Raw genomic sequence first — 16,599 nt, forward strand, 5'->3', positions numbered from 1 at the left:
CTCAGACTCATCACCTGTTTGAACTTCATTCTCGACCAACAAGAATCAATAAAGACATACGTCCGGAACGTCTCTCACCGCGGCCGGCGTGGCATCACGCGGCCCGAGGCCTCCGTCCTCCACCACGGACAGATCGCCAAAATCAAAAAGGGCGTGCTTGTACAGCTTGAGGCGCGGACTCAATCCTTCGGGCCCCACCCGCACCGCGATGAACTTCGCGCGATCGGTCTGCATCATCCGCTCGAAGTCCCGAACGGCTTGCTTCGAGGAGTTGGGATACCCGAAACGGGAGATGGCTTCCAGAACCGCAGAGGTCTGGATCCCGCTGTAGATGAGGTTGATGCGCTTGGGCTGGGATTGGGACTCGGAGGCCTCGATGGCGACCTGGGTCATCTTGTCCGCGGAGTGCTCCCAGAGCAGCGCGTTCAGCTGGCGAACCCGCTCCAGCTCCGGGGCGGACACGCCCATTTCCTGGAGGAAGCGCCACAGCTCCGAGCCAGGCTGGAATGGAGGCCGCTGCTCGTCGAAGCGCACCAGGTACATCTTGGATTCGAGCGTTCCGTCCTCCAGGAAGCTCAGTCCCAGGAACAGCGGGTAGTACTCGGTCCGCAGCGCGTCAGCGTAGGTCTTCACCCGCTCCGCGAAGGGCCCTGCCCGGAAGCGCTCCGGCAAGCGGCTCATCGCCTCATCGAAGCCGGAGTGCCCACGCATGGAATCGAAATGCCAGCTGGCGGCAATGGAATACCGGGTAGGCCCCCCGGGCTTGAACTCCGCGCGCACCAGCCCCAGGTCCGAAGGCCGGAATGTCTCGCAGATGGCCACGGACCGCTCGATGCCCTCGTTGGAGATGCCGAGCAGACGCGTGTACTCCCGGAAGGCCTGCGTGACCGTCCCATTGTCGCTGTAGAGCATGAAGCCCAATCCGGGCTCGTCCACGTTGTAGGAGAACTCAATCAACGCCTTCTTCGCGATGCCCAGGCCCTGCACCGGGAGCCAGTAGTCCAGGAACCGCCGCACCTCGGCGGCCTCGCTCAGCAGACCTTGGGCGCGCAGGGCATCCCGGACGAACCACCCCAGCGTCTTGTCCGGCTTCCACAGCACTTCCGTGTCGAAGTGGCAGATGCGATCACGCGGGCCGACCCGTTGAGGCACCACCAGGTTGGCCAGCATCCGTCCCGCATAGCGCGCTCCCAGCGCCACCCGGCTGGCGGGCCACAGTGCCTCGGCGCCCAAGCCCTTCTCGGACTTCTGCTGCCAGGCGCGCTTCGCGAGCCGCAAGGCGATGTCCGGGCGCAGGAGGAACTCCGGCCCCGCCTGGACGTGCATCAGCTTGAGGAACTCCTGGTAGATCTCCGGATGCTCGTGGTTCAGCGCGTAGAGCTCCTCCACGTACCACTGGGCCAGCTTGATGAGCCGCGTCCGCTCACCGGGGACGTGGGGATGCCGCATGGCCTCCGCCGTCACGAAGAACCAGAGGCCCTGGAGCCACTGCGCGCCCGTGCGCAGGTAGGACGCCGTCCAGGCCTGGGTCACCGCCTCCAGGCTGTCGAGCTGGTGCAGCGCCTCGTTGAGGAGGTTCGCCTCCAGCATCGCCACCGACATGCCCTGGCCGAAGACGGGGTCGAAGTAGCACCACGCATCCCCCAGGACGAGCAACCCCGCGGGGAAGTCCCGGATGCGCTCGAAGTGGCGCCATTTCACGTCCGGCACCCGGTACACCCCGACGTCCGAGACGGGCTTCGCGTCCTTGATGGCTTCGTAGATGTCCGGCTCGCGGAGGCTGCGGGCGAACTCCACGAATCCGTCCTCGTCGCGGGGCGGGTGGTGTCCTTCGTAGCCGAACAAGGACACAATCCAGCGATTGCCTTCCACGCCCAGCATCGCCCCGCCGCGCGGTTTGTCGGGCGGCAGCGGGGTGATCCACAGCCCGCGCCAGTCCCTGGCTGTCTCCGGCTGCTCGAAGAGGCGTGACACGTAGCAGAGGTTGATGGGCAGCCGGCTCTCCTCCGGCGGGCTGAACCCCAACTCCGACAACCACTTGCCCAACTGCGATCCGCGCCCGCTCGCGTCGACCACGATGTTGGCGAGCCGGTTCGTCACGCCGCCGCCGTCCTCGTGGCGGTCATGCGTCTGGACACCGAGAATCCGCCGTCCATCCGGCGAGGCCAGCAGCGCCCGCACGGAGGTCGACTCCAGGATCTCCACGTTGGAATAGGCGCGAAGCCGCGCTCTCAGGTAGCGCTCCAGGGAGCAGCGCGTCTGCGGGTACAGGACGATGCCGCTGCGGTGGCGCGGCATCCAGTCACCAAACTGCAGCCACCGGAGGTCCTGGGTGAAGTCGAAGGGCTCGATGCCGTCCGCCTTCATCTGCTCGACGAGGCCGGGGAAGTACTGCTCCAACAGGTCCACACCCTTTCGCAGCAGGACATGGATGTGATTGCCCTGGGGCGCGCCCTGACGCGGACCATCCTGGAGCACGTCCCGTTCAATGACGGTGACGCGCTCGAAATGGTCCGCCAGCACGCGCGCGGCGCTGAGCCCACCGATACTGGCGCCAATGACAATGGCGCTCCCTGGAAGTTTGTTCATGCCGTGTCCCGCCTCTTGCAGCGACAACGCTCAGGTTGCTCGCGGAAGCCGTTCAGGCCGCCGCCTGCTGTCTGGTCAGGTGCGCCAGGATGAGGTCGTGGACTTGCGTGGCGTGGAGTGTCTCTGCCTCGATCAGTTCGCCGTGTCGTGTGAGCAGCACCGGCCCATCCTCCGGGCCGGTGGGCAGGCCATGCGCCCCTTTGAGGAGGGAACCGTCCATCGAGACGACCTCCAGTCGGGAGCGTACGCCCAGCTTCTCCTTCACGACACTGCCCCCCAGTTCCAACATGCGCAGACCCAGCTTCGGGTCCACGAACATCTCCAACGGGTCGTAGCCTGGCTTGCGGTAGATATCGACGGTGCGCGCGTAGTCCGGCGCACGCGTGTCATCGAGCCAGTAGAAGTACGTGAACCAGGCATCCGGTTCCGCCAGGGCCACCAGCTCGCCTGAGCGTGGGTGGTCCAGATGGTGGGCGCGCTTGCCCTCGGCATCGAGCACCTGGGCCACTCCGGGCTCCGCCTCGACCAGCGCCTTGACCTCGTCCAGGAGCGCCGGGTTCCGGACATAGATGTGCGCGATCTGCATGTCCGCGACGGCGAACGCCTCACTGCCGCTGGGATAGACGACGTCACGGCCGCCCTCGTCCCGGATCGCCAGCCACCCTCGGCGGCGGAAGAGGCGGTTCAGGTGGACGGCCCGGGACACGGGGACCGCGCCGAACTCCGAGAGGATGATGACGCGCACGCCGCGCGACTCGTAGAAGCCAATCAGCTTCCCGACGACGTCGTCGATCTCCCGGAGGCTCTTGTGGATCTCCTTCGCGTCCGGTCCAAACGTGTGCGGCGTGTAGTCCAGGTGCGGAAGGAAGACGAGCGAGAGCGTGGGGCCGTGCCGCTGCTCCAGCCACATGGCGACGTCGGCGATCCACTCCGAGGAGCGGATGCTGTAGCGGGGCCCCCAGTAGTCATACGCGGGGAAGTTCCCCAGCGCCTCCACGAGCGGCTTGCGCAGGTGGAGCGGCTCCGTGAACACGTCAGGCACCACCCGCCCGTCCGCGGTGAACGACGGCTGCGGCGTGATGGCGTAGTCCGCCTTCGAATACATGTTCATGAACCAGCACACGCGGGCGCAAGTGAAGCTGGGGTCGAGCTTGCGGGCGGCGTCCCAGAGCTGCGGCGTCTGCACCAGCCCATCGGACTGGGGCCAGAAGCGGACCTCTCCCAGCTCCCGATGGAGCCATCCATCTCCGACGATTCCGTGCTCGCTGGGGTATCTTCCGGTCAGGAACGTCGCCTGCATGGTGCAGTTCAGCGCCGGCAGGATGGGCTGGAGCCGCACCATGCGCCCCCGCTCCACGAATGCCTGCATGTTTGGCGTCGAGGGGCCGACATACCTCGCGCTCAATCCAGGCAAATCCAAAACGACGCAACGTTCCATGTCCGAAGCAAACTGCCCACGAGCAAACCAGTCAATCACCGACCAGGTTGTCCCATACCCTGGTCTGAGATGCGTGCTCAGCCACTTCAACCAGGTCAGCCGCGTGTAGAATTTTACCGCGGCCATAGGCTGGGAATCACTCACGCGAGCGATCGCAGCGGGAATGAGTGACACCGTACCCAGTGCAATGGGTAGTGAAACGAAACGGAATACATGGTCTGGAGGGGCGGGTCATGGGCCTCATTTCAGCCCATTTCCGTGCTGTTCGACGGTGCGCGGCCGGCCCTCGAGACCAGGTCCTCCGCGGCAGCGGAAGATCGCGTCCCCGCCCATTTGTAACTCATTGAGTCCACCTCGGACCAGACCCATCAGATAGGAATTACCAAACCCCGCACTTCAATCCCATCCAGCATCACCTCAAAAGACACACTTTTCGACCACCATCCCCGAGGTTCTTGACGACGCGTTCCCGCGCACGCGAGACTTCGCCTGACTCCTCTCACGTCTCACCATCCATCTCCGAGGGCCATGCAGCGCGAGCGCAAGGCGTTCGAAGCGCGCCCCCTCGTTGCTGTCACCCGTTGGAACGTCAGGAAAACATGGACTTCAGTTGGACTCACGAGCAGGTGGAGCTCTATGACCGTGCCCTCGCCTTCGCGCGGGCGCAGTTGCCCGAGGCCGCAAGGCCCAGCAAGGAAGCCCTGCCACGCGATTTGTGGCAACGCTGTGGTGAGTTCGGCTTCCTGGGGCTGCCCGTGCCAGCGGCGCATGGCGGACTGGGGCTGGACACACTGACCACCGCGCGGGTGATGGAGGCGCTGGGGCGTGGCTGCGTGGACACCGGACTGGTGTTCTCCGTGGGAGCGCACCTCTTCGCCTGCGTGATGCCCATCCTGGAGAGCGGGGATGACGCGCAGAAGTCCCGGTACCTGCCCCGCCTGTGCTCGGGGGAATGGGTGGGCGCCAACGCCATCTCCGAACCGGAAGCGGGCTCGGATGTGTTTGCCCTGAAGACGCGCGCGGTGCGGGACGGCGACAGCTACGTGCTCGATGGTGGCAAGAGCTACGTCACCAATGGCCCTTCCGCGGACGTCTTCCTCGTCTACGCCGCCACGCAGCCGGCTCACGGGTACATGGGCCTGAGCGCCTTCCTCGTCGAGAAGGACACGCCGGGACTGTCCGTCGGGCGCGCCTTCGAGAAGATGGGGCTGTCCACGTCGCCCATCGCCCCCATCTATCTGGAGGGGTGCCGTGTCCCGGAGTCCGCGCGGCTGGGTGCGGAGGGCCAGGGCGCGGCGATGTTCAAGCGCTCCATGCAGTGGGAGCGCGCGTGCCTCTTCGCCGCCTACGTGGGCGTGATGGAGCGGGTGCTCGAACAGACGGCGGACTTCGCCCGGACCCGCAAGCAGTTCAAGAAGGCCCTGGGGAAGAACCAGGCCATCTCCCACAAGCTGGCGGACATGAAGCAGCGGCTGGAGGCGTCCCGGCTCCTGCTGTACCAGGCCTGCTGGAAGATGGACCGGGGCCAGGACGCCGTCATGGAGGTGTCCCTGGCCAAGCTGGCCATCAGCGAGGCCGCCATCCAGAGCGGCCTGGACGCCATCCAGATTCACGGCGGCATGGGTTACGTGGCCGAAACGGGCATCGAGCGCGTGCTGCGTGACGCCATTCCCAGCGCCATCTTCTCCGGTACCTCTGAAATCCAACGCGACATCATCGCCAATCAGCTCGGCCTATGACACTCGACCAAATCGTCATCCGTGCAGCGGCGAAGGCTCCCGAGTCCATCGCCCTCAAGGGTCCCGACGGGACCCTCACCTACGGCCAGTTGGACGCGCTCGCCAACCGCATCGCCCGCGCGCTCCAGGAGCTGGGCGTGAAGCAGGGAGACCGCGTGGGGCTGTGGACGGAGAAGTCCGTGCGCGCCGTCGCCGCGATGCAGGGCATTGCCCGGCTGGGCGCCGCCTACGTCCCCCTGGACCCGCTGAACCCCGCGACGCGGACGCGGCTCATCCTCGACGACTGCGGCATTGACGTGATGGTGACCACCACCACGCGCGCGTCCGAGCTCCACAACGCCGGCGTGAGCCGGCTGCGCTACCTGCTGGTGGACGACAAGGGGCCCGAGATCTGCTGGAACCGGCTGTGCAGCTTCTCGTCTGAGCCGCTGCCGCCGCACGGCTCGGGCGACCACGACCTGGCGTACATCCTCTACACGTCAGGCTCCACGGGAACGCCCAAGGGCGTGTGCATCAGCCAGCGGAACGCGATGGCCTTCATCGAGTGGTGCCATGCGCTGCTGGGCACCACGCCGGAGGACCGCTTCAGCAACCACGCGCCGTTCTTCTTCGACCTCTCGGTGCTGGACCTGTACGCGGCCTTCATGGGTGGCGCGTCCGTCACGCTCATCCCGGAGGCGCTGGCCTTCGCGCCGGAGAAGTTGGTGGAGCTGGTCCTCCGCGAGCGGTTCACCTGTTGGTACTCGGTGCCGTCGGCGCTGATGCTGATGATGCAGGAAGGCGGGCTGCTGAAGCATGGGGCGCTGCCCTTCCGCGCCGTGCTCTTCGCAGGCGAGCCGTTCCCCATCCGGCACCTGCGCCCGCTTCGTGAGCACCTGCGGCAGGCGCGGTTCTTCAACCTCTATGGACCCACGGAGACCAACGTCTGCACCTTCCATGAGGTGACGGACATTTCGCCCCACCGCACCGAGCCGGTGCCCATTGGCCGAGCGAGCTGTGGCAACCGCGTGTGGCTGGCCCGGCCGCCGCCGGACTCAGAGGAAGCGCGGGAGGAAGGCGACGGCGTGGGCGAGCTGATGGTGGAAGGCCCCACGGTGATGCTGGGCTACTGGGGCCAGCCTCGCCACGGGAGCGGGCCGTATGCCACGGGGGACCGCTGCCGCGAGCTGCCGGACGGCACGTTCGAATACCTGGGCCGCCGCGACAACATGCTGAAGGTGCGCGGGCGCCGCATCGAAGCGGGCGAAATCGAAGCGGCGCTGCTCACGCACCCGGACATCCGCGAGGCGGGCGTGATTGCCACCGGCTCCGGCCTGGAAGCGCGGCTGGTGGCCTTCGTGGTCAGCGGCGCCAGCAAGCCCCCTTCCCTGCTCAAGGTGAAGAAGCACTGCGCGGAGCGGTTGCCTCGCTACATGATTGTCGACGAGGTCCGCGTGCTGCCCGAGCTGCCCCGGACTCCCAACGGCAAGCTCAACCGGCGCGCGCTGAGGGAACTGACGCAGGCGCCTTGAGCCGGTGACGGGCCGCCAGGGAGCCCTGGCGGCCTGCCCCACACCGTCCGTGCAGCCGCCCCGCGCCTGCCCGCCTGCCCACAACGTCTCCTCGACTTCGTACAGGCCCCCGACCATGATGGCCGCGCGCGTCAACCGGGCCACATGGATTCCACCACAGCTGAACGGCCTCGCCGGCGGTGGGCTCGAATCATCGCGGGCGTGGTCTTTACAATCCTGGTCGTGCTCCCCGCGCTGGCACTGGTCGCTGCCGTGGTGGTGTTGCGCAACCTCGACAGTCCCTGGCTGAAGCAGCCCATTGTCTCCGAGGTGGAGACGGCCACCGGGCTCCAGGTGGACTATCAGGTCGCCCAGGTCGAGCTCCTCTCGGGGTTGAAGCTGGGTGGGCTGGTGGTGCGGACACCCGCTCCGTTCCATACCGCCGCGCCGGAGCTGCTGCGCATCGGCACGTTGGAGGCGCACTGGTCGCCCCGTGCGCTGGTGACCGGTCCCATCCGGATTGAGCGGGTGGTGGTGCGGGACGTGGCGCTCGCCCTGGTCGCTGACGATTCAGGCGCCACCTCCCTCACGGGACTAACGGGAACTGAAGCCCCAGAGCCGCCGCCCGTTGAAGCGCCGGTGAGTGCCTCCCAGCAGGTCGCCGACCTCCTGGGAGCGCCGCTTCCTGTCGGGCACGTCGACGTGTCGGGCGTGTCGCTGAGCTACGTCCGCGTCCAGCATGGCGAAGTCGCCGAGCGCTGGTCCCTGGGCGGGCTCGCGGCGCGGGTCGAAGCGAAGCAACACGACGGGGAATGGAAGGTCTTCGCGAACCTGGGCCAGGCGGGTGCTCCGCTGCCGCTGGAGCTGCGCCACGAAGGCGCCGCCACGCCCCCGGCCCTAGCGGAGCTGGCGTTCGCCCTTTCGATGGAGGCTGGCGCTTCGGCCGCTCGGGCGCAGGTGGACCTCGATGTCAGCCGGCAGACCTTCGACCCACGCTTCTCGGTCCGGTCGCTGCTTCACGGCGCGGTGGCCGCGCGGTTCGATGTCGAGAAGCGCCACATCGCCGTGGAGCTGGAGCGCACCCAACTGACGGACAGCGCGGAACTCGAGGCCCAGGCCGTGCTCCCGGATGCCGCGGACGCGCCCCCGGTCGTGACACGCGCCCTGGCGGACATCGACCTCGGAAGGCTGCTGGCGGCAATCCCTTCCGAATGGCGTCCGTTCACGCTCGAGCGCGGCAAGGTCAAGCTGGACGCACAAGACGTCACCCTGAGCGCGATGCCTCAACTGGGGCCTCGCGGCAGACTGGGCCTGGACGTGGACGTCGCGTCGCTCCGCATGGCCAGTGAGCCGGTCCGGCTGGCGCTCGGCGGAGGACGCGTCACCCTGGTGGCGACACCTGATCCGCGGCAGGGGCTCTCCGCGCAACTGACGTTCGGAATCGATGGGCTCGACGTGGGAGGCCCCACGGCCCTGCGGATTCCAAAGGCTCACGGTGAAGTGAAGGGACATCAGCTCCGCCCAGAGCCCTCCTCCCCGCTCCAGGTCGCCGGGAACGCGAGCCTGTCGGGCATGGTGGAGTCCCTGGACCTCCGGACTCCGGACCTCCGAGCGCAGGCCGAACGGATGGGCTTCCAGCTCAGCGCGCCGCTGGCGGCAGCGCCTCCCCTCGCACTGAGCGCGAACGTGCCCGTCGGGGCGCTCCATGTGTCGTTGCCGGATGGGCGCACGCTGCTGAAGGGCCCCGTGCGCGTGAAGCTCGATGCGTCGGACGCGTTCCCGCAGCTCGACGAGCCCCAGCTCAGCCGAGGCCGCGCGCAGCTCGTGCTCGACGTCGGCGACATGCAGGCGTCCCTGGATGCCACCAAGGACACCGACGCGGTGTCTTACACCCTGGCCGCGCGGACACCGGACCTCGCCGCCGCCCGCCCCTTCATTCCCGACTCGGTCGCGGCGCGCATTCCGTGGCGGCACCTGGGCGTGAGCCTGGACTCCAAGGGCAGCGTGAAGGCGCTCTTCTCATCCGCGCCACGGCTGGAGCACCGCACGGAGCTGAAGCTGCAACGGCCCGCGTGGGACAACGTGACGGCCAGCGACGTCACCCTAGTGATGCGCTCGCGGGGTGACGCCTGGCGCCACCAGGGCGACGTGGACCTGCGAATCGAAGGGCTCCGGGCGGGTGAGAAGGACATGGGGCTCCAGCATCAGACGCTGACCCTGGACCTCAATCGCCGGAAGCCCGCCTTCCGGTTGGGCCTCACCAGTCATGAAGGGCCGAAGGTGATGCTGGACGCCGCGGCGGCGTTCGACCGGAAGGCCCGCGCCCTTCGCATCGACGTGAAGGGCGACATTCCCCCACTGGGCCCCCTGGCGCCCTTGCTGGCCATGGCGCAGGTGCCCCCGGAGCTGAATGCCGGGCGGCTCGCGGTGGGCATCGAGGTGCACGGCACGCTTCGCGGCGTGCTCACGGGTGTCACAGCCGATGGCACGCCGCGGCTCGCCCCGGACCCGGCGCGTACCGCCAGCTTCGATGGAACGGCGGTGTTGAGCGCGCGGGGCCTGCGATGGAGGCAGGACGCCCTGTCGCTCAACGTTCCCGCGCTGCATTGGCAGCTGGCGTCTCGCGTCGAAGGTCCCAAGCGAACCGTTCACAGTGACCTGCGCGTGGAGAAGCTCACGGTCGGAATGAGCGATCGGCGGCTGTCCTTCTCGGAGCTGACCAGCGACACCACCGCCAGCTTCACCGAGGCGCTGGAAGCGGACGACATCGAGCTGAAGCAACACTTGAAGCTTCGCGCGCTGGAACAGAACCCGGCGCTGCCCTATCCGGTCCAGGACGTGGAAGCGACGTTCTCCGCGCGGCGCAAGCCCACGGGCGTCATCCACGTTCCCCAGCTCCAACTGACCAACGCGGGGACCAGCACCCATTTGAAGGTCCGGGGGCGGCTCGACCTCAGCGAGGATCGGCGCCGCCTGGGGCTCCGGGGCGAACTGTCGCAGGACATGGCCAGGCTCGCGCGCCCTGGGATTCTGGAGGGAAGCGGCAAGGTCACCGTCGACTTCCGCGTGGGCTCACCCGACCTCGCTGTCTTCCGGACCGTCTCCAACCTGCTCCTCCAGGACTTGAACCTGCGCCTGCCCGAGCAGGGGTTCGAGATTGAAGGAATGGACGGCAACGTCCCGCTCACCGAGAACCTCGAGCTCAGCGAGGGACAGCTGCGGCTGCTGAGCGACATCGACGTGAACCCGTACCCGATGCTTCGTTTCGCCGACCAGCATCCCCTGCTCTCCCGCAGCGGGTATGTGTCCGCCAAACGCATCAGCACGCCGCTCGTCGCCGTCGCGCCCCTGGCGGGGAATCTGTCCATCGACCAGCACGTCGTCTCCATGACGCAGTTGGAGATGGGGGTTCGCGGTGGGCGCATCACTGGACAGTGGCTCCTGGACTGGCAAGGCAAGCACTCCACCCTGGAGGCTCGCGTGCGAGCCACCGGGGTCCAGTCATCCCGAGGCGAGCCCTTCGACGGCAATGCCGCCGTGGTCATCTCCGCGAAGGACCGCAGCATCAATGGCCGCGCGGAGATTCTGCGCATTGGCAATCGCCACCTGCTGGACCTGCTCGACATCGAAGACCCCCGCCATGTCAATCCCGCCACCAACCGGGTCCGCTATGCCTTGCGGCTGGGCTACCCGGAGCACGTGCGGGTGAGCTTCAACCACGGCTTCGGCAGCCTGCGCATCACCATGGGCGGCCTGGCGAAGCTGCTCAGCATCGACGAAATCCGGGGCATCCCCATGGGCCCCATCGTCGACCAGCTCATCAAATCCATGACTCCTCCGGAGACCACGCCATGAAACACCGTGGGTTGCTGCTGTGGGCCGCCCTCGCCACGTCCGGGTGCATCAGCGCGCCGGAGATTGTCATGGTGGACCGCGCGACGGCGCTCGAGGAACAAGCCTCGGGTTCGTTCAAGGACGTGGAGCAGCGGCTGGCTCGCGCGGGCATGAATCCCACGCCGGTGCCATTCACCCCCAATCAGTTGGAAGAGCTGGGCATCCAGCCCACGCCGTTGGTGGAGAACATCGGCAGGACGCCCGCGGACCGCGTTGACGACCTGCTCCGTCGCCACTGCGTGGGCGAAGGGCGGGACGGGCTGCTGGTGACATCCCGGCGCCGCTGCCAGGCCGGGCGCATGACCACCGACGACGTGGCCCTGGTCGAGCGGGTGAATCGCTCCCGTCAGCTACTCTGGAAGTGGATGCGGTCGGCCCGCCCCGACGTCCCGGAAGAGACGCTGCGCCGGAACTGGCACAAGGTGCACGCGGAGGGTGTCGTCTGCGGCGGTTGGATCGAGGCCGAGGATGGGACCTGGGGAGAGAAGCAGTGCTGACGCGGCGGAGACGGGGCGTCGTGGCCCTGGTGACGCTGATCGCGGGGAGCGTCTGGGCGCAGGACGATGAGAACGATGGTGGACTGCGCACGCCCACCCGGCTCACCGTGGGCGTGGGCGACCAGTTCCTGGGGCAACTGGCGCCTGACGGGAACACGTTGATCTTCGCGTCCAACCGCAGCATCGCGACCGAAATCTTCACGCAGGACTTGGAGCGCGGACGCGAGCGCCGGCTGTTCGACGAAGGCGCGGATGTCACCTGGCCGCGCATCAGTCCCGACGGCAAGCACCTGCTCTACATCTCGTTCCGCAACCAGGCCGGTGGCCAGCTGTGCGTGCGCGAGCTGCCCACCGCGAAAGAGCGCCGGTGCCTCGAAGGAGACGCCAACGCCCTCCAGGCGGAGTGGATGGACGCCTCGCGCATCGCGCTGGTGAGCCGGACCACCATCCAGGGCGACCTCCACCTGTCGCGCGTCGAGCTGGGCGACGAGTGGCGCGTGACGCCCCTGCTCGAGCGGAACCTGACCAGCCCGACCCTGTCCCCCGATGGGCGCTGGCTGGTGTACGTCCCCATCGAGCGCTCCGTGCGGCAGGTGGGACCCGGCTTCGCCGCGCGCGCCGCGCCCCATCTGGAGGCGCTGCGCCTGGATACCCCCGGCGCGAAGCCCGTCCCGCTGTCGCTCGACATCCCGGGGCAGACCGGACAGCCGACGTTCTCCCGGGATGGGCGCTACCTGTACGTGGTGCAGTTCTTCACGGACTCGAATGCGGATGGCGTCATCGATGCCAGCGACAGCGGCGTGCTGTTCCGGGTGCCCTTCGCGACGGAACGTGACGACGCCGCCGAGCAAGCCGCCGCCGCCAATCCGGACCAGCTCACCAGTGCGTCCTGGAACTGCCAGTACCCGGCGCCCTCGGCCACGTCGCTGGCGGCGACCTGTTCACGCGCGCAGTCCCTGGACGTGTACCAGATGCCGCTGGATGGCCAGGTCCCCAGTGCCTGGGATGCGCGCCGGCTCAGTGAGGAGCTGAGGATGGTGGGCCGGCGCGCTGATGAGCTGCTGCTCTATCGCCACCGGCTGCTGCTCGAGACGCGGCCCAGGCTTCGCCGCCTGCTGATGATGCGCATGAGCATGCTGCACCTGGCCTACGAGGACTTCAGCGCGGCGGAGTTCTACGCCCGCCACCTGGGCTCGGTGAGCGACCCCGCCACCGCGGGCCTGGAGGAACCGCTCCGCGTCCTCATCGACCACCGGCGCGCCATGAAGGAGCGCGAGCGGGGCCGCATGGTGGAGGAGCTGAGTGTCGCGGAGCAGAAGCGCATGGCCGCGCTGGATCTCGCGAACGCGCTCAGCCCCGCGGCCGCTGTCTTCCAGCGCGTGGTGCGCAGTGAGCTGGCGGATGACGTGGGTGACTTCACGCGGGCCCGGAAGGAGCTGGAGGCGGCCGAAATCGCCGACACCACGCCGCGCGCGGTGCTGGAGGCGTACCACGCGCGAGCGGACGCGCTGTACCGGAAGCTCGATGAGCGCGAGCCCTTGATTGAAGCGGGCCGGCGGCTCTCCGAGCACCGCATCTTCCCGGCCGACGACCAGCTCGACTTCGCTCGCGCCGCGGTCCGCGCCCTGTACCGGGGACGCCCCTACGACGAGGCGGACGCGGCGATGGCGCAGGCACTCACGACAGCGCCCGCCGGTTCGGCCTACGCGTACGCGCTGGAGCTGGGCCGCCACATCAATGCGCTCCGAAGCGAGCGGCCTCCTCGTGCCGTGCGGGAGGCGCTGCTCGGATTCTACCGGCAGCAGAAGGACCCGCTGCGCAGACGGGTCCTGGTCCAGGACGCCGTGGAGCGAGCGGCGGGGCTCGGCGCCGATGGCATCATGGAATCGCTGGCGATGGTCTACGTCGACGACACGCCACCGGGGAGCGAGGAGCGACGCCGCGCCGAGCGGCTCTTTCGCCGCGCAATGATGGGCCGCGCGTACCGGCGGCTGGCGCGGCAACGCCAGGACATGGCGCGTGCGGACTTCGACCTGGTGACGCAGCGGACCGGTTCGCTGGAGAGCGCCGTCGAAGCCATGAACCTGCGCTTGCGAGCCGGCGTCAGTCCGGATGTGGTGGAGAAGGAAGTCACCACCACTGCTCCGAACATGGCGAAGCCGCTCGCGCACTTCGTGAAGGCCTACGTCACCGCGCGCCAGCTCCCCAAGTTGGAGGGGGATGCCCATGCGCAGGCCGTGACCTCGGCGGTGAGGGAGCTGCGTGCCGCGTGGCCGGAGCTGAAGAACCAGCGCGTGGTGCAGGCACTCCTGGGCGCCATCCATCACGAGGACTTCCTGCGCAACCGCGCCCCCGCCGCCGCCGAGCGCGCCAACCGCTATTACATGGTGGCCCTGGACCTGATGCGGAACAACGTCCGCTACCGGGCCATGATTCTCGGCGCGCTGGGGCTGCTGCACACGCAGGTGGGCAACTTCCACATCGCCCTGGGCTACCTCGAACAGCGAGACAAGCTGCCGTACGTGGACAATTGGGCGGGGCTGGCGGTGTCCATGGCGCGGGCCCACGCGCTGCTCCACGTCGACCGGGAAGCCGACGCGGCCCAGGCGGCGGACAAGGCCCTGGCCATGGTGGAGACCACGCAGCGGCTGTCCAGGTTCCTCCCGCTGGCCCTGGACCGCGCCGCGCTCTACAACCTCGCCGCGGGCCGCTTCGAACGGGCGCTGACGCTCTATGACCGGGAGCTGCCGCTCGTGGAAGCGAGCCCCCAGGACGAAGAGGGCCTGCGCAACCGGATGGTGGTGCGGCTGGCGCGCGGCGCCGCGGCGCTGGGTGCTGGTCAGCCGCAGCGGACCTTGGAGGACCTGGAGCAGGTCGAGCGAGATTTGGCGACGCCCGGTGTTCGGAGCGCGTTGAAGTGGGCCCACTCCACGCCGGAGCATGTCCTGCGCTCCTATCGCCTCATCGCCTCGGGCCTGCGCGCGAACGCGGAGACCCGGCTGGGACGCCTGGACGCCGCGGCGCGGGCGCTCGAAACGCGGCGCAAGCTGTACCTGGATCAGTTCGACCAGTTGAACCGCGATGAGGACATCCGCGCCGTGACGCTGGCGGAGCTACGGCTGGCGGAGAACGCGGTGGACCAGCAGGACCCGGCACGGGCGGCGCGCTGGCTGGGCGAGGCGTTGAAGCACTCCGACTCGCTGGTCGCGCGGACGCACGCGAACGTCGATCCGGGGCAACTGGACGTGCTCTGGTTCGCGGCCCAGTTGAATGTGAAGGGCGACGGAGGCTTGCCCTTCGACGAGCCTCAGCGACTGGGCAAGGCGCGCCGCACCCTGGTCGAGCTGCGTGACCCGGCCTGGCGTTCGTACCTGGCGTGGTTCGACATCTACGCTGCGCTCGCGGCGCCTGCCGCCGAGGAGGCCTGTTCGGCCCCGTAGGTCGCGCCCCAGGGCTCCCGGTGCGCCAAGGCGAGCGGGCTCAGGCGGGCAGCGCGCGTGACAGCGCCTGCCGTACCGCCGCGCGCACGGGCGCGGGGACCTCATCCCCGGGGATGCGCCGGCACAGGGACACCGTGCGCTTGAGCGCGTCGCACGCGTCGCTGCAACGGGGGCAGCGGGACAGATGGTCCTCCAGGCGCACACAGGCGGCCTGGTCGACCTCCTCCGCGGCGAACTCCGACAGCTCCTGCGCCAGCTCCGGACACCCCGCGCCCTGTCCGTGGGCGCCCTCCCCCAGGAGGGTGGCGAGGTGCTCGCGCATCTGGAGCCGCGCGCGGTGCAGCCGGCTCTTGAGCGCCCGCACCTCGATGCCCACCACGCTGGCTGCCTCCTCGGCCGTGAGCCCCTCCACGTCCCGGAGGATGAGCACCTCTCGATGCGCCTCCGGCAGCGCGAGGATGGCCGCCTGCAACACCTCACCCATCTGCCGCGCGTGGGAGACCATGTCTGGCGTCGCCTCCTCCGCCGCGACGTTCGTGGCCGCGGGCGAGTCGAGCGGCTGGAAGTCCTCGGGCGCGCCGACACGACGGCGGCGCAGGCGGAAGCAGTGCGTGCGAGCCACCTGGTACAGCCAGGTGGACAGCGCCGCGTCCCCCCGGAACGCGTGGATGCCCCGGAAGGCGGAGAACAGCGTCTCCTGGAGGACCTCCATGGCGTCCTCCTCGGAGCCGCACATGCGCAGGCCAAAGCGGTACACCTGCTTCTCGTGGCGGGCGAGGACCTCGTCCAGGGCCTTGTCGTCGCCAGCGCGCGCGGCCTCCATCAACTGCTCATCGGTTCGCGTCGACATCCGCCCTTCGCCTCCTCATCGGAAGAACGCCCAGTCACCAGGATGCCTTCCTGGATGGCGCCAGGAGGTTACATCGCGCCAAACCTAGCGCCGGTGCTGAAGCGACAGGCCGAGTTGACCGCCGGACGCGCCGTGCCCGGGAGGCCGCCAGCTCCCGCCCAGCGTGGCGCGAAGCGCCTGCCGACGGAGATACCAGCTAAGCCCGGCATCCAGCCGCGCCCCGCCCGGAGCGTCCGCCAGGGCGCCGCCCGTGACTCGCGCCACCAGCGCCCACGGCTCGAGCACCGTGGCCCCTGGCCCCGGCAGGTTGAGGCCCGCGCGGACGTGGGCGAGCACCGCATGTCCCTGGGGAGAGCCCACCTGGTGGAGCTCGGCCGAGAGCACCAGCGGGCGCAGGCGCAGGAGCGCGTCCACGCCCCAGGAGCGTGCGTCGCCCCCGGGCTCCGTGCTCCCTTGCAGGGCCAGGGTGAGGCCCGGACGAAGGCCGAAGTCATTCATGGGCAGGCTGAGGGAATACGACTCCGCCTCGGGCGCGCCCAGGGTGAGCGCGGCGCGGACCACCAGCAGCGGCGGTCGCCACGCCCCTTCCGGCCCGGGGCGGTACACCACCACGCCCGAATCATAGCGCACGCTCCAGCCCTCCCCCCGGAGCAGGCCCCCCA

At 68.7% G+C, this 16,599-nt stretch carries 8 protein-coding genes and 1 pseudogene; 5 read left to right on the plus strand and 4 right to left on the minus strand.

Going from position 1 to position 16,599, the window contains the following annotated elements:
• Nucleotides 1–45 precede the first annotated feature (45 nt).
• Nucleotides 46–2,589, minus strand: a complete 2,544-nt coding sequence (locus FL344_RS10305) for an NAD(P)/FAD-dependent oxidoreductase (RefSeq protein ID WP_141618393.1) — start codon at nucleotides 2,587–2,589, stop codon at nucleotides 46–48.
• A gap of 52 nt (nucleotides 2,590–2,641) precedes the next feature.
• Nucleotides 2,642–4,027, minus strand: a complete 1,386-nt coding sequence (locus FL344_RS10310; RefSeq protein ID WP_141618394.1) for an alkaline phosphatase family protein — start codon at nucleotides 4,025–4,027, stop codon at nucleotides 2,642–2,644.
• A gap of 599 nt (nucleotides 4,028–4,626) precedes the next feature.
• Here FL344_RS10310 and FL344_RS10315 point away from each other — a divergent pair.
• The 5 genes from FL344_RS10315 (at nucleotide 4,627) to FL344_RS10335 (ending at nucleotide 15,087) form a co-directional block, all read left to right on the plus strand.
• Nucleotides 4,627–5,766, plus strand: coding sequence for an acyl-CoA dehydrogenase family protein (locus FL344_RS10315; protein ID WP_141618395.1), 1,140 nt, complete (start codon nucleotides 4,627–4,629; stop codon nucleotides 5,764–5,766).
• Nucleotides 5,763–7,277 carry an amino acid adenylation domain-containing protein gene (locus FL344_RS10320; RefSeq protein ID WP_141618396.1) on the plus strand — a complete coding sequence of 505 codons (1,515 nt, stop codon included), beginning with the start codon at nucleotides 5,763–5,765 and terminating at the stop codon, nucleotides 7,275–7,277. Before FL344_RS10315 ends, FL344_RS10320 begins: the two co-directional genes overlap by 4 nt.
• A gap of 144 nt (nucleotides 7,278–7,421) precedes the next feature.
• The gene (locus tag FL344_RS10325; RefSeq protein WP_141618397.1) at nucleotides 7,422–11,111 is read left to right on the plus strand and encodes an AsmA family protein; all 3,690 of its coding nucleotides are present in this window, start codon (nucleotides 7,422–7,424) and stop codon (nucleotides 11,109–11,111) included.
• Nucleotides 11,108–11,647: a DUF1318 domain-containing protein gene (locus FL344_RS10330; RefSeq protein WP_141618398.1), complete on the plus strand. Its 540-nt coding sequence runs from the start codon at nucleotides 11,108–11,110 to the stop codon at nucleotides 11,645–11,647. The genes FL344_RS10325 and FL344_RS10330 overlap by 4 nt, the downstream gene beginning before the upstream one ends.
• On the plus strand, nucleotides 11,641–15,087 hold the full coding sequence (locus FL344_RS10335) for a hypothetical protein (RefSeq protein WP_228564928.1): 3,447 nt from the start codon (nucleotides 11,641–11,643) through the stop codon (nucleotides 15,085–15,087). The genes FL344_RS10330 and FL344_RS10335 overlap by 7 nt, the downstream gene beginning before the upstream one ends.
• A 40-nt stretch (nucleotides 15,088–15,127) precedes the next feature.
• Here FL344_RS10335 and FL344_RS10340 read toward each other — a convergent pair whose 3' ends face one another.
• Nucleotides 15,128–15,937 carry a sigma-70 family RNA polymerase sigma factor gene (locus FL344_RS10340; protein ID WP_141589837.1) on the minus strand — a complete coding sequence of 270 codons (810 nt, stop codon included), beginning with the start codon at nucleotides 15,935–15,937 and terminating at the stop codon, nucleotides 15,128–15,130.
• Between the two features lie 84 nt (nucleotides 15,938–16,021).
• A pseudogene (locus FL344_RS10345) lies at nucleotides 16,022–16,599 on the minus strand (hypothetical protein); the annotation flags it as partial.

Origin of the sequence: Myxococcus sp. AB036A (assembly GCF_006547355.1) — a bacterium.
Taxonomy (GTDB): domain Bacteria; phylum Myxococcota; class Myxococcia; order Myxococcales; family Myxococcaceae; genus Myxococcus; species Myxococcus virescens.

Bases quoted from the DNA above. Each gene is read 5' to 3' on its own strand.
- FL344_RS10305 (WP_141618393.1), bottom strand. From the start codon at position 2,589: ATGAACAAACTTCCAGGGAGCGCCATTGTCATTGGCGCCAGTATCGGT.
- FL344_RS10310 (WP_141618394.1), bottom strand. From the start codon at position 4,027: ATGGAACGTTGCGTCGTTTTGGATTTGCCTGGATTGAGCGCGAGGTAT.
- FL344_RS10320 (WP_141618396.1), top strand. From the start codon at position 5,763: ATGACACTCGACCAAATCGTCATCCGTGCAGCGGCGAAGGCTCCCGAG.
- FL344_RS10340 (WP_141589837.1), bottom strand. From the start codon at position 15,937: ATGTCGACGCGAACCGATGAGCAGTTGATGGAGGCCGCGCGCGCTGGC.
- FL344_RS10330 (WP_141618398.1), top strand. From the start codon at position 11,108: ATGAAACACCGTGGGTTGCTGCTGTGGGCCGCCCTCGCCACGTCCGGG.
- FL344_RS10325 (WP_141618397.1), top strand. From the start codon at position 7,422: ATGGATTCCACCACAGCTGAACGGCCTCGCCGGCGGTGGGCTCGAATC.
- FL344_RS10315 (WP_141618395.1), top strand. From the start codon at position 4,627: ATGGACTTCAGTTGGACTCACGAGCAGGTGGAGCTCTATGACCGTGCC.